The 21,346-nt window shown below is 54.3% G+C and carries 17 protein-coding genes; 10 read left to right on the top strand and 7 right to left on the bottom strand.

Annotated elements, in window-relative coordinates:
* Nucleotides 1-69: 69 nt before the first annotated feature.
* On the top strand, nt 70-870 hold the full coding sequence (locus tag RA157_RS02365) for a UDP-2,3-diacylglucosamine diphosphatase (protein WP_350334880.1): 801 nt from the start codon (nt 70-72) through the stop codon (nt 868-870).
* A 7-nt stretch (nt 871-877) separates the two neighbouring features.
* Nucleotides 878-1,882, top strand: a complete 1,005-nt coding sequence (locus RA157_RS02360) for a glycosyltransferase family 4 protein (protein ID WP_350334879.1) — start codon at nt 878-880, stop codon at nt 1,880-1,882.
* A gap of 14 nt (nt 1,883-1,896) precedes the next feature.
* On the opposite strand, the gene RA157_RS02355 is transcribed toward RA157_RS02360, so the two are convergent.
* Complete coding sequence (locus RA157_RS02355; protein ID WP_350334878.1) at nt 1,897-3,024, bottom strand: protein phosphatase CheZ; 1,128 nt, start codon at nt 3,022-3,024, stop codon at nt 1,897-1,899.
* 86 nt (nt 3,025-3,110) lie between these two features.
* On the opposite strand from RA157_RS02355, the gene RA157_RS02350 reads away from it, so the two are divergent.
* A complete protein-coding gene (locus RA157_RS02350; protein WP_350334877.1) occupies nt 3,111-4,298 on the top strand; it encodes an MFS transporter in 1,188 nt (395 codons plus the stop codon).
* A 19-nt stretch (nt 4,299-4,317) separates the two neighbouring features.
* Here the strand turns inward: RA157_RS02350 and dgcA are convergent, their stop codons facing one another.
* Nucleotides 4,318-5,304 carry an N-acetyl-D-Glu racemase DgcA gene (dgcA, locus tag RA157_RS02345; RefSeq protein ID WP_350334876.1) on the bottom strand — a complete coding sequence of 329 codons (987 nt, stop codon included), beginning with the start codon at nt 5,302-5,304 and terminating at the stop codon, nt 4,318-4,320.
* Nucleotides 5,304-6,311: an N-acetyltransferase DgcN gene (dgcN, locus tag RA157_RS02340; RefSeq protein ID WP_350334875.1), complete on the bottom strand. Its 1,008-nt coding sequence runs from the start codon at nt 6,309-6,311 to the stop codon at nt 5,304-5,306. Before dgcN ends, dgcA begins: the two co-directional genes overlap by 1 nt.
* A gap of 199 nt (nt 6,312-6,510) precedes the next feature.
* Here dgcN and RA157_RS02335 point away from each other — a divergent pair, with 199 nt between their 5' ends.
* The 4 genes from RA157_RS02335 (at nt 6,511) to RA157_RS02320 (ending at nt 10,734) form a co-directional block, all read left to right on the top strand.
* Entirely contained in the window at nt 6,511-7,671 is a 1,161-nt protein-coding gene (locus RA157_RS02335) for an MlaE family lipid ABC transporter permease subunit (protein WP_350334874.1), read from the top strand.
* Between the two features lie 61 nt (nt 7,672-7,732).
* Nucleotides 7,733-8,494 carry an ABC transporter ATP-binding protein gene (locus RA157_RS02330; protein ID WP_350336257.1) on the top strand — a complete coding sequence of 254 codons (762 nt, stop codon included), beginning with the start codon at nt 7,733-7,735 and terminating at the stop codon, nt 8,492-8,494.
* 9 nt (nt 8,495-8,503) lie between these two features.
* A complete protein-coding gene (locus RA157_RS02325) occupies nt 8,504-9,943 on the top strand; it encodes an MlaD family protein (protein WP_350334873.1) in 1,440 nt (479 codons plus the stop codon).
* A 203-nt stretch (nt 9,944-10,146) separates the two neighbouring features.
* Nucleotides 10,147-10,734 carry an ABC-type transport auxiliary lipoprotein family protein gene (locus RA157_RS02320; protein WP_350334872.1) on the top strand — a complete coding sequence of 196 codons (588 nt, stop codon included), beginning with the start codon at nt 10,147-10,149 and terminating at the stop codon, nt 10,732-10,734.
* Nucleotides 10,735-11,006: 272 nt separating this feature from the next.
* Here the strand turns inward: RA157_RS02320 and RA157_RS02315 are convergent, their stop codons facing one another.
* Entirely contained in the window at nt 11,007-16,343 is a 5,337-nt protein-coding gene (locus RA157_RS02315) for an apolipoprotein A-IV repeat region-like domain-containing protein (RefSeq protein WP_350334871.1), read from the bottom strand.
* Between the two features lie 433 nt (nt 16,344-16,776).
* Between RA157_RS02315 and RA157_RS02310 the strand changes: the two genes are divergently transcribed.
* From RA157_RS02310 to RA157_RS02300, 3 genes are all read left to right on the top strand, one after another.
* The gene (locus RA157_RS02310; protein WP_350334870.1) at nt 16,777-17,034 is read left to right on the top strand and encodes a hypothetical protein; all 258 of its coding nucleotides are present in this window, start codon (nt 16,777-16,779) and stop codon (nt 17,032-17,034) included.
* A 94-nt stretch (nt 17,035-17,128) separates the two neighbouring features.
* On the top strand, nt 17,129-17,449 hold the full coding sequence (locus tag RA157_RS02305; protein ID WP_350334869.1) for a 2Fe-2S iron-sulfur cluster-binding protein: 321 nt from the start codon (nt 17,129-17,131) through the stop codon (nt 17,447-17,449).
* Nucleotides 17,450-17,770: 321 nt separating this feature from the next.
* Nucleotides 17,771-18,232, top strand: coding sequence for a hypothetical protein (locus RA157_RS02300; RefSeq protein ID WP_350334868.1), 462 nt, complete (start codon nt 17,771-17,773; stop codon nt 18,230-18,232).
* Nucleotides 18,233-18,583: 351 nt separating this feature from the next.
* Here the strand turns inward: RA157_RS02300 and RA157_RS02295 are convergent, their stop codons facing one another.
* The 3 genes from RA157_RS02295 to RA157_RS02285 form a co-directional block, all read right to left on the bottom strand.
* Nucleotides 18,584-19,369 (bottom strand): anti-sigma factor, encoded by a 786-nt coding sequence (locus tag RA157_RS02295; protein WP_350334867.1) that lies wholly within the window; start codon nt 19,367-19,369, stop codon nt 18,584-18,586.
* 18 nt (nt 19,370-19,387) lie between these two features.
* Entirely contained in the window at nt 19,388-19,924 is a 537-nt protein-coding gene (locus RA157_RS02290) for an RNA polymerase sigma factor (protein ID WP_350334866.1), read from the bottom strand.
* A 108-nt stretch (nt 19,925-20,032) separates the two neighbouring features.
* Nucleotides 20,033-21,265: a GNAT family N-acetyltransferase gene (locus tag RA157_RS02285; RefSeq protein ID WP_350334865.1), complete on the bottom strand. Its 1,233-nt coding sequence runs from the start codon at nt 21,263-21,265 to the stop codon at nt 20,033-20,035.
* Nucleotides 21,266-21,346 lie beyond the last annotated feature (81 nt).

The raw sequence follows: 21,346 nt of genomic DNA, 5'->3' as shown, positions 1-21,346 counted from the left end.
CATAATTCTGAAATCGGAATCGTCGATAAGGTGCTCAAATTGTTAACGTTCCGCTGCTGGGGCATCTGCATGACTGACCAATTGAAAAACCGGCATTACCGCGCCTTGTTCCTCTCCGATTTGCATCTTGGAACACGGGGGTGCCAGGCGGACTTTGTTCTGGACTTTCTGAAGCACAATGATGCGGAGACGATCTATCTGGTCGGTGACATTGTCGATGGCTGGCGATTGAAGAAGGGCTGGTACTGGCCTCAACAACACAATGATGTGGTGCAGAAACTGCTGCGAAAGGCCCGTAAGGGTACGCGTATTGTCTATACGCCCGGTAATCACGATGAATTTCTGAGAAGCTATCTCGGCTCTCATTTCGGCGGCATTGAGGTGGTGGATTATACCATTCATCAGGCTGCGGATGACCGGCGCTATCTGGTTATTCACGGTGACTACTTTGATGTGGTCGTCCGCCATGCCAGGTGGTTGGCCCTCGTGGGGGATTGGGCCTACACACTGGCGCTGGACCTCAACACGGTGAGCAATTATGTCCGCCGTCGTCTGGGGTTACAATACTGGTCTCTGTCTGCCTGGGCCAAGGCGAAGGTCAAGAATGCCGTCAATTATATCGGTGACTATGAGCGTATTCTGGCATCAGAGGCCCGTCGCCATCGGGTGGACGGGGTTATCTGTGGCCATATCCACCATGCAGCGATCCGAAACATTGATGGCATCGAATACATCAATTCCGGTGATTGGGTTGAGAGCTGTACGGCAATCGCTGAGCATCACGATGGCACATTTGAGCTTATCCGCTGGACCATGTTGAAAGATCAGGTGCCCGTGCCGAGCCGATCCCAGCACAAGGCGGCGGCTTGACCCTACGATGAAGATTCTCATTGCAACGGATGCATGGCTGCCTCAGATCAACGGGGTTGTCCGAACCTTACAGGCTGTCACCGAAGAATTACGGCTTGACGGGCATGGTGTTTTTATCCTGTCGCCAGAGCTTTTTCGGACCGTTCCCTGTCCGACATATCCCGAGATCAGGCTGTCCCTCACCGGTGTCAGAGGTGTTGCGAGGCATATCCAGGCGTTTGAACCGGAGCATGTGCATATTGCCACAGAAGGGCCCATTGGCCTTGCTGTCCGACGATGGTGCATCAAAAATGATGTCTCGTTCACCACAAGTTATCATACGAAGTTTCCAGAATATCTCCGTGCTCGCGCACCCATTCCGACCGGCTGGACCTATCGCTGGCTGCGCAGGTTTCACAATTCCGGATCCGGGGTTCTGGTGACAACCCCGAGCATGAAGGAAGACCTGTCTGGACGGGGCTTTGACAATTTGCATGTCTGGTGGCGTGGGGTCGATACAGAGCTGTTTCGCCCAAGGGATGTTGCTGTGTTCGATGTGCCCGGACCAGTTTTTCTGTATGTGGGACGGTTGGCTGTTGAAAAGAACATCGAAGCTTTTCTGGAGCTGGATCTTCCCGGTTCAAAAGTCGTGGTTGGCGACGGGCCTGCCCGCCAGGGACTGGAAGAGGCTTTTCCTGACACACATTTTGTCGGACCGCGCACCGGAGAGGCGCTGGCGGAGGCCTATGCGTCTGCGGATGTTTTTGTTTTCCCCAGTTTGACGGATACATTCGGGGTGGTTCTTCTGGAGGCTCTGGCCTCGGGATTACCTGTCGCTGCCTATCCGGTAACAGGTCCGCTTGATGTGGTGGGAGATCGTCCTGTCGGCTGCCTGAACAGAGATCTCAGGCAGGCATCTCTGGATGCTCTGGAGCTCTCTCGGGATACTTGTCGGGATTTTGCCCTGGAAAACAGCTGGGCGCGTTGCGCTCAGACGTTTTTGACAATTGCGTCTGCAGCTCACCGGCCCTGATAAGGGACTATTATCTATTGTGTGAGAGCAGCACGTTCGCCGAAGCTCAGATCGTCGGCATCCGTCTCGATATCGATTGAGATTCCTGCATCTGCCATAGCTTCGCTGAAATCTGTTTCGAGGGTTTCATCTGTGACGGGTGCAACGACTTCTGCTTCTGTCGGCTCGTCAGCCGGGATCACTTCCGGACTTGCATCGAGCTCGAAGCCACTATCAAGATCTGCGATGTCTTCAGCAAGATCAGCATCGAATGCAGCGATGTCATCTGTTGCAAGCTCGGTCGCATCCTCTACGAGAGCTGCTGGTTCGGCAACCATCTCGACAGGGTCTGTCGTAACAGCCTCAGCTGAGGGCGTGATGTCGATGGCGTCAAATTCCATGTCATCTGCAGATGCGCCACTGAGCAGCATATCCACGTCGCTCTGATCAACGCCTTCCCCTTCAAGCTGAGGGCCGTTGAGCAGATGAGCATCAGGTCTTGTATCACCAGCAGGGCGGAACGGGTTTTCGGATGATGCCGCCGGGGTGGCCCCAGCAGCTTCTGAAGCTTCGCCCCAGATGTCCATCATCGCGTTGATCCGGCCTTCCAGATATTTGAGAACATGCACCACTTTCTGGATACGCTGTCCGGTCAGATCCTGGAAAGAGCAGGCCATGTAGATTTCGGTGGAACGGGCATCAAGCGTATCGCAGGCTTCTTCATCAACCTGACTTTCACGCAGAGTCCAGGCGATTTCCTGGATGGTTTCCGCTGCAGACAGAATTTCAGACGTGGCAGTTTCTGTCTGACCGACAATGGCATCCAGTTCGGATGACGCGCGTTCAAACTGATTGTCCGGATTGTTTTCGCTTTGCAGGCGGGAAATCTCTTCCTTCGTGCGCTCAATCGCATTGGCCATATCCGCCAGATCAAAGCGGATTGCGTCGACATCATGAGCGGGTTGAGGTCCGGTAATCGTTTTTTCGAGGCGGCTGATGGCATCCAGCAGCATATTGGTATCTGCAGACCGATGACGTCTCGTGTATTCCTTCAGAAACCAGCGGCCTCGCGCAGTCTCCATAACGGCTGATTCAATCGCTTCATAATCTTCTTCCCTTATCGGGACAGGAGGCGTATCGATAGCCATAGTTTTTTCCGTCATCTGGTCGTGCCATTCAGTTCGCTTATGCGGTGTCCTTCAAAGAATGAAGGCGAATCTTTATCAAAAAGTTTAGGAATCTCATTGCAATGACGCAATCAAGAAGTCGGTCAGATCGGTTTGGGCTGCGTTTTTCCGTCTTCTACGGCTCTTTTTTTCTTATTTTAGGCTTCTATATTCCCGTATTTCCGGTCTGGTTGAATGAGCGACTGGACAGCAATGCTGATTTGTCTGTTGTTCTGGCAGCACCAATTGTTGCGAAAATCCTGTTCTCATCTGTGATCAGTCATTATGCGGACCAGCATGGCGATCGGCGGACAGCCCTGATTGGCTGTAGCGTCATGGCCTGCCTGATTTTTCCGCTTCTGTGGTTTCAGACTGGTCTTGTTTTTCTGTTTCTGATGCTGTTTGCAGTGTCTGCTTTCTGGCAGCCTTTGCTGCCGCTGGCAGATGCATCAGCGGCTTTGGGTGCTCGTCTGCGCCAGCTCGACTATGGGCGAATAAGGATCTGGGGCTCTCTGGCTTTCATTGTGGGGACACTTGGGAGTGGTGTGCTGATGGAGGCCGGGTCTGCTGACCAGACTTTCCTGGCACTGGCCATCCTGTTTGCTGTTCTTGCAGGCAGTGCGGTCCTGTTGCCTCGTCTGGCGGATGACGTGGCACGATCTGAGCAGCCGATGGCTGAGGCATATATACTGCCAGGTGAGGTGCCCCGCTGGTTGACGGGTCGCCTGATAATTGTCATGGCTGCTGCTGCACTTGTGCAGGCGGCTCACGCAGGTATCTATTCTTTTGGGACACTCTACTGGCAGCGATCCGGGTTTAGTGGCACAGAGATCGGACTTTTGTGGTCTGTTGGCGTAACTGCCGAAATCCTGCTGTTCTTTGTCTCAAAACATCTGCGGATACTCAGTCCGGTGTTTCTGATCGGGCTGGGTGCGGCTTTAGGTGGTGCGCGCTGGTTGATTTTCCCGTTTGTATCAGGACTTGAAACGACCTTTGTTCTCCAGATCCTGCACGCAGCCTCTTTTGGAGCGACGCATTTGGGGATCGTTGCCTTCATTGCCTCTCAGGTTCATGGGCGCAAGGCCGGGTCTGCACAGGGTCTCTATTCGACAATTTCCAGTGTCGCGATGGCTGTCACCACACTGGCAGCAGGGTTCCTCTATGAGGCGGGAGCCGAAATCCTGTTTTCAGTAATGGCTGTGACATCCTTTGCCGGGGCGGCGATCCTGTTGGGTGAGAGGATGTTGAATGCCCAGAGACTAAGAGAATGAACACCTTCCTGGACTGGCTCTAGCCCCAGAGTGCCGGGGTAGGAGGCATGATCAGGCCGTCTTCATAGGCCAGGGCGTTATCCCTGTCCTGGGCCAGCAACAGCGGGCCATCAAGGTCGATGACGTCAGCGTCCTGCGCAATAAGCATGGCCGGAGCCATGGCTAGAGAGGTGCCAAGCATGCAGCCGATCATGATCTTGAACCCTTGTGCTCTTGCGTCCTGCTGAAGGAGCAGAGCCTCAGTCAGACCGCCAGCCTTGTCGAGCTTGATATTGATCGCATCATAGAGAGGTCTGAGGCGAGGCAGGTCTGCCCTTGTGTGAAGGCTTTCATCTGCACAGACTGTGATCGGGCGCGGCAGCTCAGAAAGCACGCTGTCATCAGATGCCGGAAGTGGTTGCTCTACGAGTACGACGCCTGCTTTTGCGCAAGCGTCCATGTTGATTTCGTAGATATCCGCGCGCCAGGATTCGTTGGCATCGACGATAATGCGGCTATCGGGTGCACCGTCACGGACGGCCCGGATCCGGTCTGCATCACCATCGCCGCCCAGTTTCACCTTCAGCAAAGGACGGTGGGCATTCGTTCGGGCGGCGTCAAACATCGAATCCGGCGTGCCAAGGCTCAAAGTGTAAGCTGTCGTGCCTGAGGTGAGGCGGGGGAGGCCTGCAATCTCAGCTGCCGTTCTGCCCGAGCTTTTGCACTCAAGGTCCCAAAGGGCACAATCGACAGCATTGCGGGCTGCGCCAGCGGGCATTGCAGATTGGAGTTCCTGTCGGCTCATACCGGCGCAAAGTGCCTCTGTAACAGCATTGATCTGATCAATGACGCTGTCGGTGCTCTCCCCATAACGGGCATACGGGACGCATTCTCCTCGCCCCTGAAGACCCCCTTCGGAAATTGTCACGCTGACAACAACGATTTCCGTCCGACTTCCACGAGAGATCGTGAAGCTCCCGGCAATTGGAAAACGGTCGATGGAATGGCTCAGCGTGCGTTCAGACATCAGAAGTCGTCCTGCAATTTGGCTGCAATCTCGTCCATGCCAAAGCGGACGGGATCTGTGGCAGGCAGGCCATATTCGCTTGAAAGCCCGGCGAGATAAGCTCTTGCCTCATCTTCGGCAAGTGCCTGCGTATTGACGGCAATACCCGCACACCGCACATTCGGGTTTGTCAGCCTGGCACAGGACAGATTGAGGTCGATGACCTGCTGAATGCTTGGCAGAGGTGTTGCCACTCCACGCATCGTTGTGCGCGTGGGCTCATGACAGATGATCAGGGCGTCCGGTTGGGACCCATGTAGAAGCCCGATGGATACGCCTGCGAAACTCGGGTGGAAAAGAGAGCCCTGGCCTTCAATCACGTCCCAGTGGTCGTCGCTCTCGGCTGCCGGGCTGATCCATTCGGCTGCACCGGCGATAAAATCTGCAACAACGGCATCAATAGAGACGCCGCGGCCCGAGATGAAAATTCCTGTCTGACCGGTTGCGCAGAAATCAGCGTCCATACCACGGGCACGCATGGCTTTTTCAAGGGCGAGGGCTGTGTACTTCTTGCCCACAGAACAATCCGTTCCCACTGCCAGCACGCGCTTGCCGCGGCGTTTGGTACCCTTGCCTGTGTCGAATGTGCGATCTGAATGACGGACATTGTGCAATGTGCGGCCATTGGCTTCTGCGGCAGCTTTGATGCGCTCGTTGGATTCCAGTTTCTTGTGCAGGCCAGACGCCACATCAAGACCGGCTTCAAGTGCGGCAACAACAGTGTCTACCCAATGGTCAGGCAACACGCCACCAGCATTGACCACGCCAATAACCATGGTCTGAACACCTTTTTCGCGCGCCTCATCCAGGGACAGATCCGGAACTCCGCAATCCGCCTTGCAGCCTGGCAGGCGAAGCTGGCCGATGCACCATTCGGGGCGCCAGTCGACGATACCAAGTGCCGTCTTGGCTGCCAGCGCGTCCGGCACGTCGCCGAGGAATAGCAGGTAGGGTGTCTTCAGTTCCATCTCAGCACCTTTGCAGCGATTGTGTTCGACGGCATCGGCAAAATTGCCAGACCGCCACTATGTGTTCTGATGAGAACCTGATATATCCATGCAAAGCTGACTTGTGCAATGGATTCTGTGTTAATTTAACTAATGGCGAACACCATGTTGGTGAGGTGTCCAGGTTAGAGCGGATACAGACCGGTATTGAGGCTCTGGAATGTCGTCACTGGACAATACGGTACCGAATGACACAGCGGGCACGTTGTCTGTTTTGCATGACGGAGACGCGTTGGTTCTGCGCCCGGCCGGAGACTGGACGCTTGAAGCCACCACAGACCTTGACCCTGTCGTCAGAGATGTTCGTCTTGCCGGAGAAAAGGCAATTGTCGCCGACCTTTCAGAATTGCAGGAACTGGATACAGCAGGGGCCTGGATCCTCTGTCGGGTTATGCGGCGGGCTCGCAAAGAAGGTGTTTCCTCGGTCTCTGTCCGTAATGCCAGCGACCAGCATCAGGTTCTCCTCACATCCATTGCCAGCATTGACCGCAAGGAAGCTCCCTTAAAGCAGTTGAGGAACCCGGTTCAGGATATTCTGGAACGGCTTGGTCGGGTTGTCATGAATGTCTGGCTGGACATTCTCGCAATCTCTTCCTTGATCGGACAGGTCATTCTTGGTGTTCTGAAAGGGCTTGTGGGCCGGGGGCGTATCCGGTTCATTTCAGTGATCAATCAGGTCGAGCGGACGGGCCTGTCCGCTGTGCCGATTATTGCCCTGATGTCCTTTCTGATCGGTGGGATTGTGGCCCAGCAAGGGGCCTTCCAGCTCAGGACATTCGGTGCGGAGCTCTTTGTGGTCGATCTGGTCGGCATCCTGGTTCTGCGAGAGGTGGGTGTTTTGTTGACGGCAATCATGATTGCCGGGCGGTCGGGCAGCGCGTTCACGGCAGAAATCGGCTCCATGAAAATGCGTGAGGAGATTGATGCGTTGCGCGTGATCGGCGTTGATCCGGTTGAGGTGCTCGTTGCCCCCCGATTGATCGGCCTTGTTATCGCACTGCCGCTTCTGACGATTATCTCCAATCTGTCCGGTCTGTTCGGGGCCGGGATGATGGCATGGGCCTATTCCGGATTGCCGCCACAGATCTTCCTTGATCGTCTGCAGGATGCTGTTGAGCTGAATACGTTGTTTGTCGGATTGATCAAGGCGCCATTTATGGGGCTGATTATTGCGCTGATTGCCTGCAGTGAAGGCTTGCGGACAAAAGGAAGCGCTGAATCCCTCGGTCGGCAAACAACGATTTCCGTGGTGAAGGCCATCTTCATGGTGATTGTTGTTGATGGGCTGTTTGCCATCTTCTTCGGTTTTGTGGGGTATTAGAGTGGCAGACCTTTCCCATCAGAGTGATCCTCGGGTGCCCGGCGAACCTGCCTCCGGTGATATGCGGGATGTTGTGCTGTCGGTGCGGGGCCTTTGCGTGGGATTTGAAGAGCACCGGGTTTTGCAGGATCTGGACCTTGACCTTCATCGTGGTGAAATTCTGGGCGTGGTCGGGGCTTCCGGAACGGGGAAATCTGTTCTTCTGCGGACAATTGTCGGGCTGAACAGCAAGCAGTCTGGTGAAGTGTGTGTTCTGGGCAGCTCTATTGATCGCAAGAAACGGGACAATAAGCGACGCAGTGTCGAGCGGCGCTGGGGAGTGCTGTTCCAGCATGGAGCGCTGATTTCCTCACTGACCGTCAAGCAGAATATCGAAATTCCCATGAGGGAGCATTTGCAGCTTCCAAAGAAGCTGATGGATGAGCTGGCCATGCTGAAACTTCAGCTTGTGGGGCTGCCGGAGGATGCTGCCAACAAGATGCCGTCTGAATTGTCCGGCGGCATGATCAAGCGAGCCAGTCTGGCGCGTGCCCTGGCTCTTGATCCGGAACTTGTCTTCCTTGATGAACCCACATCCGGTCTCGATCCGATCGGTGCAGCAGCCTTTGATGATCTCATTATCAAACTGCGGGATACGCTGGGTCTGACGGTCTTTATGGTCACTCATGATTTGAGTAGTCTTTATACAGCCTGTGATCGAATTGCCGTGCTTGCCGAGGGTAAAGTGCTTGTCACGGGCGATATGAATGCTATGAAGCAGGTCGATCACCCTTGGGTCCGGGATTATTTCTACGGCGTCCGTGCACGCCATATGACCGGTTAGGAGCGACAGATGGAAACGCGGGCCAATTATGTCCTGATCGGTTTTTTCACACTGGCAGTTTTACTGCTTGGTGTGGGGCTGACCTTGTGGATTGCCCGATATGATGATGGCGCTGAAAAGTCCCGATTGACGGTGGTTTTCCCTGGCACGGTTACGGGCCTGGGTGAAGGTGCCAATGTTCTGTTTAACGGTATCAAGGTGGGATCTGTTGAATCTCTCTCGCTTGACCCGAATGACCCGGGGCGCGTGATTGGTCAACTGCTTCTGGATCCCAATACTCCGGTCAAGGGCGATACACGGGCATCTCTGGCTTTTCAGGGGCTTACCGGTGTTGCTCTGGTGGAGTTGGAAGGAGGCACTGCGACCAAGCCCAATATATTGCGTCAGGAGGGAACACCTCAGTTGACGGCGGAACCGTCTGCGTTTCAGGATATCCTGCAGGCTGGTCGCCGGTTGGTGCAGCGGGCAGATACGGTTCTGCTCAAAATTGAGAAGGTTCTCGACGATAACAGTCCGTCCTTCAACCAGACCATCAAGAATGCTGAAGTGTTCACCGAAGCTCTTGCGAAGAATTCTGAAGGTGTAGACAGGTTCCTGTCCAGCGTTTCATCCGCCGCCGATCAGGTGGGCAGCCTTGCCCAGAGACTGGAGGTTGTCTCGGCCAATCTTGATCCGATTCTTGAAGCGATCCAGCCAGAGAAGGTTCGGAACACGATCAACAATGTGGAGGCGTTCTCAGTCCGTTTGTCTGAAGCCTCAGAAAACTTCCAGTCCATTGTGGACAAGGCCGAAACAGCTGCATCACAGTTTTCAACTTTCTCAAGCGGCCTGAATGTAACTCTTGAAAGCGTTCAGACAATCGTTGCAGCACTTGATAGCGAGCAGATCCGGCAGACGATTGAAAATGCCAATACCTTTACGGCAGGCCTTGTGAAGAGTGGTGAGGATCTGTCCGCTTTTGCCAAGATTCTGTCTGAGTCGGGCGATCAGATTGATACTATTCTGGCTGATGCGCAGGCTGCGGCTGGTAACGTGAAGGACTTTACCCAGACCCTGTCGGACAATCGCGACAACATCAATGCAATTGTTGCGGATGCCAAGACTCTTGCCCAGAGGCTGAACGCGGCTTCACTTCGGATCAATGGTGTCCTGGATAAGGTTGACGGGGTTGTTGGTGATCTGAGTGAGCAGGGGCTCTTTGCTGAAATCCAGCAGGCCGCGAAATCCATCCGCAAGATTGCCGAGAGTTTTGAGGGACGGGCTGATGCCATCGCCAATGGCCTGGCGCGATTCTCCACACGGGGATTGCGCGACGTAGAGGCACTGGTGGGTGATGCCCGGGTCACTCTGCGGCGGATTGAAGGTGTGGTCAAAAAGATCGAGACGGAACCAGACAGTCTGTTGTTTGGCGGATCAAAGGTGAAGGAATATAACGGCCGCCGGTTCTGATCCTGGTGTCTCGTTTGCCGTGGGGTGCTCAGGTAGTGATTTGAATGGCGGTGTGTCATTTGACGGAGATTACCGGTCTGTGTGACGCATTGGCACTTTCATCACGTTAAGAAAGCCTTTAGAAAGAAAACTCTGTATTGATTTGTTGAGCTGGGGTCCAGGCGGCGTAACTGATGGTATCTTTCCATTGTCGATTGGCACAAATGAGCCGCGCGGCTGTTGTTACGGCCTTGCTGGCGACGACGGCGGGTTGCGCAGCGCTTCTTGGTGGTGAGGAGCGGGCAACATTTGACGTGGTGGCTCCTGCATCCTTTGACGGTTTGCAGAGTGGTACCAGTGCTCAACTCCTGATCAAGGAACCTTCTGCTGTCAGCGTTCTGGACAGTGAGCGGATCGCGATCAGATCGGATGCGTTTGAGGTGTCCTATCTAGCCAAAGCTCAGTGGACGGACAGCGTCCCCAAGCTCGTTCAGGCACGGATGATCCAGACGTTTGAAAACAGCGGGCGAACACGGGCGATTGGTCGCCCAGGTGAGGGACTGCTGATTGACTATCAGCTTGCTTTTGATGTGAGGGCTTTTGAGGCTGTTTCTGACGGGGACAGCCGGGCAGTGGTCCGGTTTGGCGTAAAGATCATCAATGAACGCAACGGTCGACTGGTAGGACAGCGCGTTTTTGAAGCGAATGCACCGGTTGCAGGGCATGATGCTGATCTTGTTGTCGAGGGTATCAACCAGGCCTTCAATACTGCAGCTGACGATATTGTCCGCTGGGTCCTGCAACGGATTTAGAGTGTGCTTCTGAAAAGTTGATAGGCAGCCTTTCAGATAAAAGCTCGTGCAACAACAGACTCTTAAAGTACTGCCGCCGATTCAACATTAAGGTTTGGTACTTTAAAGCAGTTTCCCGAAACGTGCGTACGGGTGCCGTTTCAGTCTTCTCTATTCATCTCTCTTCTTCTGATGTCGTCATCGGTCAGGGCTGTCTGCGGTCTGCTGAAGGCATAAGAAAACCCCGGATCATTAAATGATCCGGGGTTTGTGTTTTGCAGGTGCTAAGCGTCCTATCCTAGGCGCCCGCTGGCATGGGCCAGCATGGTATAAACCTTGCCTGTATCGGAGGTGAGATAGGTCTGGGAGAGCATATTATCCCGATCGTTCTGGGAAACCTCTCCGAGCAGCCGCTCGAAATCTTCGATATAGCGATCCACGGCCAGCTTGAACTCATTGTCCTGAGCATATTTGCGGCGGATGCCGTCAAATGTCTGCTGACCCTGCAGTGTGTACAGACGACGGGTGAAGACATCACGATCGCCACGACGGTACCGGTTCCACAGGTCGATAAAGGCATCGTGGTCAATGGCACGGGCGATATCGACAGACAGGGAGTTGAGCGATTCCACCATGTGCAGCGGCGAGCGCTCATCTTCTCTTGGTGCAGCCTGCTGAGGTGCCCGTGCTGGCTGGGCGCTCTGGTAGACAGGCTCCTGTGCCGGGACATGATCCTCTTCATCACGGGAGGCCCGACGAAGCAGGTCGGTTACCCATCCGCGAGGCTGTGCCCGCTCTTCTTCCTCAATCTGGGGCTCCTGAGCTCTGGTGCGCAGTGTAAAGTCCAGTCCGGTATCCCGGGCTGCCGGAACCTCCGGTGCCGAGGCAGGGGCTGGTTCCTGCCGCACATAGGCTGGAGCCGGTTCCGCAGCAGGAGCCGGCTGAGCCGGGGCCTGTACCTGCGTCTGGGCGCGGCGGGCGCTGGCCAGATCCAGTCCACCACCGTGTTTTGTCACGAGAGAGGACAGCTCGTTCAGGGCCTTGATCTGATCCTGAACCGCCTTACGCATAGATGCTGTGGCTTCCTTGGTTTCCTCTGGGAGGTCAAGGATACCCCGCTTCAGATCAGCACGTGTGCTTTCAAGCTCTGTGCGCATATCCATGGTGGTGCGGCGCAGTTCCTGAGCCGTTGCTTCAAAGCGTGAGCTGACATCACCAATCGTTGCTGCCAGATCTTCTGTCACCTTGGACTGAACCGTCTGCATGGTATCGGACGCACGTCGGCCTTCTTCATCAGCAGTAATGCGTAGTGCGTTAAGCCGGTCGACGATGGTCGCGGCGGCTGTCTCAGCACTGTGGCTGAGGGATGAACCAACATCCTTCGCACGGATTTCTGCAGCTTCCAGTGTCTCGTTGATGAGGGTCATGAAGGACCGCATTGTCTGATCAACGTCCTGGGTTTTGCGCAGCAGGCTGTCGGTCAGGGCCTCGAGTGATGCGCGGCGCTCATCGACAGTGTCTTCCATGGTCTTGTTGGTCTTGTCGAGTGAGCTTGCAGCATCAGAAAGGGAGCGGGCCTGCTCGTCAAATTTCTCGGCAAGAGACTGGACGTCAGCAAGGACCGACGTTGAAACATCACGCAGAATGGACACCTGATCGGAGATGACGTGGCTGGACTGTGTCGTGTCAGTAACCGCCTGGTCAACGACGGTACGGAAGTCTCCGGCGCGCTGGCTCAGGGTGGTTTCGACTTCAGTCAGATTTGCACCGGCATCATCAAGCACCTTGCGCAGCATGACATTGGCATTGTCCAGACCACCAAGCAGGGAGCTGACTTCTGTCTGCAGTTTCTCACCGGATTCGCTGAGGCTGCTGACAGCTTCTCGGCTGCTTTCTTCGATGGTTGTTGTCAGGCGATCATTGGCTGTATTCAGCGTCTCGACAGCCATACGGGTCTGTTCGCTGAAGGTCGAGGCCAGCATGGTCCCGGACTGGGTCATGGCCTCGGCAGCCTTGTCACTCTGGGTGCTCAGAACATTGACGAGATGGTCGCTGGTTTGGGTAATAGCCTCGACGGCCTCACGGCTGCGGGTGCCGAATGTTGCAGCAACCTCGCCGCTGGTGCGGGTGATAGCATCCACCGCGTCCTGGCTGCGTGCTGCAAAGGCGTTGACCATTCCATCGCCAGCCTGGGTCAGCAGTTCGGCCATTTCCTTGCTGTTGGCATCGAGGCTTGCCACAACCTTATCGCCGGTCTCCGTGAGGGAGGCAATCGTGTCACGGCTTCTCTCGTCAAGGGTTGCAACAACATCCTTACCCGTTGCGGCCATTGCTTCCAGCGTCTGCTGGCTCTGACCGTCAAAGGCTGTGACAATATCAGAACCGGTACGTGTAAGTGCATCAACCGTTGCCTGGCTCTGGGTGGCGAGCGTCTCCGACAGCTCGGCGCTGGACTGTATCATAGCCGTCACGGCTGCCTGGCTTCTGCTGTCGAGAGTTTCAGCCAGCTCAGCGCTGGACTTGCTCATGGCCTCAACAGCACCCGAGCTCTGCTCGGTCAGCGCGCCAATCAGGGCTTCGCCGCTCTCTGTAATCGAACGGGTTGCCTGAAGGCCCTGACGTGCAACAGTCTCGGCAATTTCCCCGCCTTTGGTGGAGAGGGCCAGAACGATTGCGTCGCCAGCTTCCTGGAACTTGCCGGACAGATCCGCGCCGCGGGTTTCCAGAGTTGCCACGAGTGTGTTGCCCTGGTTGTCGAGAAGGGCTGCGAGCTCTGCACTGCGCGTGCCGAGAACGGAATTGATCTCGCGGGTGCGGACCTGCAAGGTGTCGTTTGCAAGGTCGACAGATGTCGCCAGTGTCTCGCGGGCCTTTTCGCTTTCTGTCGCAAATGCGGTTGAAATGCTGTGCAGGCGTTCATTCAGGACGCGTTCCAGATCAGTGGCACGGCTATCGAGGGTCTCCGCAACTTCGAAGACCTTGGAGCCGAGAGATACGTTGATCTCTGCCACACGGTCAGACAGGGTTTCTGTGAGCGTATTGGCCTGGCGGGACAGAACGTCCCCAACTTCAGACAGGCGTCCGTCAAGCGCTGTTGAAATTTCCGTCTGACCCTGTGCGAAGGCCTGCGCGATCTCTTTTGTCCGATCAAGCAGGGTCTCGTTGATCTGCCGGGACCGTGCGTCAAGCGTATCGTTGATACGTCCCGTGCGCTCATCCAGCGTATCGGCCAGGGAATCGGCCTTGCTGGTAAACGCTGTTGCAGCCGTTTCAAGACGACCACCAACCTTGTCTTCAAAGGTGGTGAGACGGGTGGAGATCGATGTCTCAAATCCAGTCAGGCGATCAGACAGGGTATCGGCAACGCCGGTTGCGTGGGTGTCGATGGACGAGCTGAACTTGCTCAATGTGTCATTGAAGCTGATTTCAATGGCCTCAGACCTGTCTTCAAGAAGGCTGGACAGGGCTTTCGTCTTGTCATCCAGGGTCTGGTCCAGTTTGCCGATACGGCTTTCCATTGCGCTGGTCAGCGTTTCGGAATGCTTGTCGAGACTGATGGACAGGTCGTCGATACGTCCGCCAAGAGAGTCGACAAGATTGTGGCCCTTGATGGTCACGATGTCATCAAACGAGCTGACACGCTGATCCAGAAGATCACGGATGGCGGAACCGCGTTCGTCGAAGATACCCTGCAGGGCATCGGTGCCATCAGCCAGTTTGGCCGAGAACCGCTCGCTGGTTTCCAGAATGCTTTCGGAAATGCGGTTGCCACGCGTTGCAATGGCCTTGGCGACTTCTGCGCCAACCGTTGCAAGACGGTCCGTTACATCGGCACTATGGCTGCCAAACGCGTCGCTGACGCGCTGTGTCGCGTCGTTGATGCGCAGCTCGAGATCGTTGGTCCGCGTGTCAAACGTGGAGGCAATTGCCTCTCCGGCGGCAGTCAAACGATCTGCCAGTTCCGCACCGCGAACAGAGACAGCATTGTCAATCCGCTCACTGGTTGTGTCCAGACGAGACGCCAGTTCACCACCTTTGGTGCTGATTGTTTCAGAAATCCGACCTGCGGATTCATCAAGCTTGTCGGTCAGCTGGTTGCCGCGCAGGGAGAGATCAACAAGCAGAGCTTCGCCTGTGGCCTGAAGTGAGGAGTTGACGTCTGCAACCTGGGTCGAGATCGTCTCGACAACGCGTTGCCCGGTGTCTGTGAGGGTCTGTGTGGCATTGCCCAGCTTCTCTTCAACCGTGGCGTTGAGCTCGGTGCTGGCGAGCGTGAGGGACGCTGTCAGCTCTGTGCTTGCGCGATTGAGTGAATCTGTGATGTCACGGCCCTGAGACGTGATGGTCTCTTCCATCTGGTTGCTGACGGCTGTGAGTTTCTCATTCACCTCATCACCGCGTGCGGCAATGTTGGACGTAATTTCACTGCCCACATAGGAGAGGATATTATTGACCTCGTCACCACGATCGGAAATGGTTTTGGCCACTTCCGTTCCGGTGGTGGCCAGCATGTTGGTCACATCTGTTCCGGTTGACTGAAGGGCGTTGGACACGTCAGTGCTGGCGGATTGCAGGGAGCCTGCGACTTCAGCGCCCGTTTTCTGCAAAGCGCTGGTCACATCCTGACTTGTATTGGACAAACGATCCACAAGATCAGTGCCGCGATCAGACAGCATGGAAATCATTGTCTCACCGGCATTGGCAAGAGCAACTGTGATGTGTTCACCGCGTTCGCTGAGGCCGGATGAGATTATTCCGCCTGCATCGGTGATGTCCTGAACGATTTTGCTGCTTGCGGAGAGCAATTCGTCCTGGAAACCGGAATGTGCGCCACTGATGGCCGCGCTCACCCGTTCTGAATTGTTGACGATCGCTTCGCGCTGGTTGACCAATTCTTCAATCAGTGCACGGATGCGCAATTCGTTGTCATTGTAGGAGCGTTCAAGAGAGGCGACTTCATTGTGGACCATGACTTCAAGTTCATTGGTCCGGGCAAGAGCGCGCTCAATCCCGTCACCCATGGCAGCCACTTCACGGCGAATGGCCTGTCCAACGCTGACAACAGCTTCTTTTGCGACTCCTTCCGGCTCAGCAAGACGGATGGCGACTTCCGTCATGGAGCGGGCAACAATGCGCATTTCCTGAGCACGTCTGATCATGGCGGCCATGACCCAGAAGAAGAAAACCGGCAATGTCGTGGCGATTACAGCGCCAAGGAGCCCCGGTCTGCCTGCGAGATCGCCCACAGTTGTCAGTGATTTCAGCGTATCTCCGAAGGATGTCATGGTCACATAGGCACCACCGGCTATCCAGAGGACAGACAGGAGGAATGCGATCCAGAGCGGTGCCGTGGACGGGCGCCTTTGAAGTGAATAGACAAGATTGCCAACGGAGCGCCGATCATCATTAGCGGCATTGGCAGGCCGCTTGATGCCAGGGCGTGCCGCTTTGGCATCGGCTGCCTTCGCGTCCTTGCCAGCTGCCCGTTTTGACGCCTTCTTGTCAGCCGGAGGGGCTGCTTCTGATGAAGCGTCCTTGTCTTCTGCACCGAAATCCAGCTTCAATGCTTCTTCTACCGCAGACAGCGCTGCTTCCGCCGGATCCTGCTTTGGTGTTGTATTCTTCGCCATGAATGTCGCCTCGGATCGATACTCAAAACACCCTAGTCTGCCACATTACGCAGCAGGCTTCTACGACCGCGATATATCGATGATACGCAAGTGTCCCCCTAGATGCGCTCAAGAGAAATGCAACCAAACGTATATACACAAAGTTCTCGCCGCGAGGCTATCGTACTGGGAATAGTGCAGAAAAGGAACCGAAAAATCGCAGAAAAGTGACGTTTCATTAATGTTAAGATCAGGTAGTCGGGCGTTAACCATAAATTCCTAGGGTGTCTCTGCCGTCATCGACGCTTGCACGTATTCCGAGTCTTTTCCACATTGTGCTGGAATCTGCATGCTGGGGCGTCTTTTTATCGTTGGAAAGGTCAGATGTGTGTCTGAACATGGCATTTTTAACCTCCAGACACTGGAGAAACAGACTTTTGGAGACGAAGACGTCATGAAGACTGTTCTGGGTCTTTATGAGGAACAGATAGAGGCCTTATGTCCCATAATCCGCGATCAGCCGGACGGATTCAGGGCTGCAGCTCATACCCTGAAAGGGGCCAGCCTTGGGGTGGGGTGCCTTGCGCTTGCAGATTTCCTGGCGCCTCACTGTTCGGATGACGCAGTCCATTCAGACCTGAATCAGGCGCGATTTTCTTTTCTGATTAAGGAAACGCTTGATGCGGTTCGGAGCTTTCGAGCCAAGCTGTAAAAACACGCTGGTCTGAAAGCGAGAAATCCCTTATATGGCAAATTGAATAATCATGAGAGCCGAAGCGGCATATTCGGACAGGTAGGGAATTGGAATGGCAACGATCACCTTTCAGACACATGACGGAAAGACCTTCACGGTAGAAGCGGCCAATGGCACCACTGTGATGGAAAATGCCATCAAGAATGCAGTTCCGGGTATTGAAGCCGAATGTGGTGGTGCCTGCGCCTGTGCGACATGTCATGTCTATGTTGGCGAGCAGTGGAAAGATCAGGCTGGCGACGTTGATCCGATGGAAGAGGATATGCTGGACTTTGCCTATGACATCCGGCCGACCAGCCGTCTGTCATGCCAGGTCAAGATCACGGATGAGCTTGATGGCGCGGTCTTCGAGATTCCGGAACGCCAGGCCTGACAGATTTTGTGCAGAATTATTGAAACCCTGTTTCCTCGCTATAGCCTAGCGCGGGAAGCAGGGTTTCTTTTTGGATAAAAGCTCGCGTAGGAGCAAGTTCTTAAAACACCGCCGCCAATTCAGGTTAAAGTTCTGGTGCTTTAATGTTCTTCGCAATGATCAGGCAGGGATTACGAATGTCCGTCAGCAGAGTGGGTTCAATTAGTTCTCAAAAGAGAAGCGAGATTTCATAGACTTCGATATGATTAGCAAAGATAATTGAAAATTTGGATGTTGTCGCGAAGTAATGTTCACTAGAACTATCAATTTATAGGGTTATGCGTGCAGTATATAGATAGAATTCCAGATGATTTAGACATCCAATCAATAGCCCCGCATGACCGTCACCCCTGGGCCCGTGATGAAACGTGCTTCAATGCTTCAAGCACACGATTTGTGATCGCCTTCAATATCGTTGAAGCGACAATGTTGAACGATATGGGAATGATTGTTTGGGGTTCGGGCGGTGATCAACAGTCAGTCGTTGTTGGATGCTTACAGAAAGTCGCAGTCTATTGCTGGGAGCGTCCGTTTGCCTATTGGCTTGATGATAAGTGTTTTACGGTGAAGGTAGATGCAGGTAGACATTCGCATCCCGTGATAGCAGTTCATTTCGACAAAGGGTTTCAGATCTTAAATGGTTTGGATAATCTTGATTCAAGAGCGAGCCACGCAGAGAAGGCAATACTTCAGGAAGATTGGCTCACAACGGAGAGTCAGCTGATAAAAGCTATATGTTCGTAGCAATTTTTCGAAGGGTATTTGCCTTCGTTGTCTAATAACGAGAATACGCGTTGTATCTGAATTTCACCGTTGACCATCTGTGTTGTGACCTTCCGATCAGCACACATCAGAAAGTGCCATTTGACTTATTTCTTTAAATGACAGGCCATTGAGTCAGTTATGGGTGATTTTTGCCTTGTTTAGCAGGTCCGCGGCTTCTGCTTCCCGATAACTGCTGAAGACAATGTCCGTTACGACGAGATCAGAGCGTGTTGCGCTGAATGGAACTCATGCAACACGCCTTACACATTTCACTGAAACGAGTTGTTTGTCGCTGAACCGTTTCCCGCTTATGTACAACGCGCTTTAATCTTACGATGTCAGGCCGGCTTGCAGGGCCGCAGCGTGTTTTTTCAGGCTCTCTTCATCCAGATCACCAATGATCATGTAGGCATGCGAGCCATCGTTCCAGAAGGCGATATTGAGGCCGTTGCGTGTTTCCGTCGCCATCGGCTTTGCACCCTTGTCGGACGCAACAATGCAAAACGCGATTGGCGCGTCTTCACCTGACAGATAGGCAAGCTGGGCCAGAGCCTTCCCCTTGAAATTCAGGATCTGGGCGCGCCTATAGCTCAATCCGTCAAGATTGACACCTTCAAGGGTGAGCGGTCGACCCAGTCTCTCTGAGACTGTGGCGAGAATTTTTGTCTGCTGCTCTGTGGTTTGCCGTGCGAGATCCAGAGTGTCTTTTGTGTAGAGTGCCTGATAGTCAGCAACGGCCTGTCGCCAGCCGATCTGCGTCTGCTGCGTCTGGGTAGACAGGTGTGAACTGCCGAAGCCCAGGCCAACACCCAGTACCAGTACAGCGGCCAGAGCTGACAGGCGACGCCATGGGATAACAGTTCCTGTATTCTCAACCGTCAGCGCAGGTTTACTGATACTCTCTTCTGCAGTTTTCAGGAGTTGCGCCAGATGAGTCTGATCTGTCTGCTCCAGGACAAGGTCGTACGCTTCTGCAAATGGCCGCTCACCCGCTGCCAGCAGATCAACCCGGGCTGCGACGTTCGGATCGGCATCGACTGCATCTTCAACAGCCTGACGCAGATTCTCGTCCGCCTCCCCGTCCAAAACGGCGACGATCATTTCGTCCGTGATCATCCGTTCCTCAGACGGCATTTACGACCCTTTCCTTGTTCTGCCGGACGCGCTGGGCGTATCCTTTGCCAGCTTTCCCAGGGAAGCTCTGGCTGAAGAGAGACGACTCATAACGGTCCCGATTGGAATATCAAGCACTTCCGAGGCCTCGCGGTAACTCAATCCTTCAACATATACGAGAAGGACTGTTACGCGTTGAGCTTCCGGCAAAGCCTGTACTTCCTTCAACACCTGTTGGAGGAAAATATTCGCCTCGATCTTCCGATTTCCATCTTCAACAAGAACGTCTTCAGGGTCTACGAACCCCTGGCCCTGGCGGATCTTCTCGGATCTGAGCTGATTTTTCCAAATGGATGACAGAATCGTGAAAGTCCAGCGATCTATCCGCGTGCCTGGCTGAAACTGATGTGCGCGTTCAAGTGCACGCACGCAGGTGGCCTGCACCAGATCGTCGGCAACATCTCTACGACCGGACAACACCATTGCGAAGCGCCATAGCCTCGGAAGGATTTCCGGCAATGCGCCGCTTACCAGCTCACGTTCGTTGGAAGATTGCATGCGTGTGTGCGAACCCCGGTCAGATATACCACCTACACCATAATCCGGTGGTGTGGACGCTGGCTAGTTCGAAAACTCAAAAAAGGCGAAATCACGGTAACAATTGAGCTATCCGGCGTTGAGCGCATTGACCAGACGATATCGCCAGCTTTCCGGCAGGCGGTAGAAAGTCTGCTTCAGACGCGGTTTCAGAAGGCGGTTCCACCAGTAAAAGGTCAACCAGCCTCTTTCAGAAAGAGGGCAGGCAAAATCCACAATATCAACAGTCTGGTTCGAGACCCGGCGTTTGTAACTGGCATCAGGCGGTAACAGATCATACAGACTGAAGCTGTTTTCAATCGACCACTGGATTGTTCTCTGCATTTGAACAAGGCCCGCCCCATTGGTGCTGAAGGCAGGATCATAGGCTCCGAGAAAGCTTCCAAGATGCTTGTTGCAGGCAAAGGAGAGCTCGATTGCGATGGGTGTGTCGTCTTTGTAGAGCGCGCTTACCAGTGTGTTGCTGTTTGTACGGCCGGTATACTCAATCAGCATGTTGAGCGCATTCTGATCCATGAACATCCGGCTGGTCATGTTGTTAGCCAGCAACCAGTCCTGTTTCCAGCTGAGTGCCTTGCGGGTCAGAAGCTGAGCCTCAGGACCGCCTCTGAAAAAGCTCTGTTTGATCGTACCCAGTTCGGCCAGCTTCTTTTCCTTGCGTCGCACTTCTTTCCTGAGGCCGGAAGATGCCTCTGCCAGGAAATCAGCTCCGGATGAGATGTAGCCATTCAAATCCAGGATTGGGACTTCGGTCCTTTCTGCGGCCCATGGCTGCAGATAGCGATATGTATAGAGTGGTGATGTTTGGCGAATGCGACGCAGCATCAGGCCATCAATATCCACCCTTTGCTTCAATGATCGCCAGAAGGCATCAAGAACCACGTGCGGATTCCAGCCATGGCGGACGAGGATGTCATCATACTGGGCAATAGGCTCGCCGAGACCGACCAGAATGTTCCCAAGAGAGCTTTTCTTCAGTGCAAGTGGAAGAATCCCGACCAGTTCGTGATCGTCCCGTATGGTCGCAATAGCCAGTTGGTACGGAGCATCAGGACCATCAGCAAAATAGTTGGACCAGGTTTTTGCCCAGCTGAATGACTGAAAATAGATGGGATGGCCGCTGTCTGACTGAATTTCAAGCCAGTCAGCTTCAAGCTCCATAAGAGATGTGATGGAGGTTATCCAGTCAACAGAGAGGGTGCCAGTTCCCTGACGAGCAAGGCTTTCTCGCCATCCGGCGTAGCCGGTACGCTTTGCTAAAGCGTCCTGAAAGTCCGAGATTGCCATCACTACCTCTGTCATCGGGGCTGTTCTCACGCCCGGTTAGATAGCTGGCAGTGTAGTGATTGACCCTTAAAGTCAGGCAAACAAAGAGGGTTAAGC

The organism is Coralliovum pocilloporae (assembly GCF_030845175.1).
Classification (GTDB): domain Bacteria; phylum Pseudomonadota; class Alphaproteobacteria; order Rhizobiales; family Cohaesibacteraceae; genus Coralliovum; species Coralliovum pocilloporae.
This window is presented reverse-complemented; position numbering and strand designations above follow the sequence as displayed.

Coding starts and splice junctions, on each gene's coding strand:
- RA157_RS02365 (WP_350334880.1), top strand. CDS start 70: ATGACTGACCAATTGAAAAACCGGCATTACCGCGCCTTGTTCCTCTCC.
- RA157_RS02360 (WP_350334879.1), top strand. CDS start 878: ATGAAGATTCTCATTGCAACGGATGCATGGCTGCCTCAGATCAACGGG.
- RA157_RS02355 (WP_350334878.1), bottom strand. CDS start 3,024: ATGACGGAAAAAACTATGGCTATCGATACGCCTCCTGTCCCGATAAGG.
- RA157_RS02350 (WP_350334877.1), top strand. CDS start 3,111: ATGACGCAATCAAGAAGTCGGTCAGATCGGTTTGGGCTGCGTTTTTCC.
- dgcA (WP_350334876.1), bottom strand. CDS start 5,304: ATGTCTGAACGCACGCTGAGCCATTCCATCGACCGTTTTCCAATTGCC.
- dgcN (WP_350334875.1), bottom strand. CDS start 6,311: ATGGAACTGAAGACACCCTACCTGCTATTCCTCGGCGACGTGCCGGAC.
- RA157_RS02335 (WP_350334874.1), top strand. CDS start 6,511: ATGTCGTCACTGGACAATACGGTACCGAATGACACAGCGGGCACGTTG.
- RA157_RS02330 (WP_350336257.1), top strand. CDS start 7,733: ATGCGGGATGTTGTGCTGTCGGTGCGGGGCCTTTGCGTGGGATTTGAA.
- RA157_RS02325 (WP_350334873.1), top strand. CDS start 8,504: ATGGAAACGCGGGCCAATTATGTCCTGATCGGTTTTTTCACACTGGCA.
- RA157_RS02320 (WP_350334872.1), top strand. CDS start 10,147: ATGAGCCGCGCGGCTGTTGTTACGGCCTTGCTGGCGACGACGGCGGGT.
- RA157_RS02315 (WP_350334871.1), bottom strand. CDS start 16,343: ATGGCGAAGAATACAACACCAAAGCAGGATCCGGCGGAAGCAGCGCTG.
- RA157_RS02310 (WP_350334870.1), top strand. CDS start 16,777: ATGAAGACTGTTCTGGGTCTTTATGAGGAACAGATAGAGGCCTTATGT.
- RA157_RS02305 (WP_350334869.1), top strand. CDS start 17,129: ATGGCAACGATCACCTTTCAGACACATGACGGAAAGACCTTCACGGTA.
- RA157_RS02295 (WP_350334867.1), bottom strand. CDS start 19,369: ATGATCACGGACGAAATGATCGTCGCCGTTTTGGACGGGGAGGCGGAC.
- RA157_RS02290 (WP_350334866.1), bottom strand. CDS start 19,924: ATGCAATCTTCCAACGAACGTGAGCTGGTAAGCGGCGCATTGCCGGAA.
- RA157_RS02285 (WP_350334865.1), bottom strand. CDS start 21,265: ATGACAGAGGTAGTGATGGCAATCTCGGACTTTCAGGACGCTTTAGCA.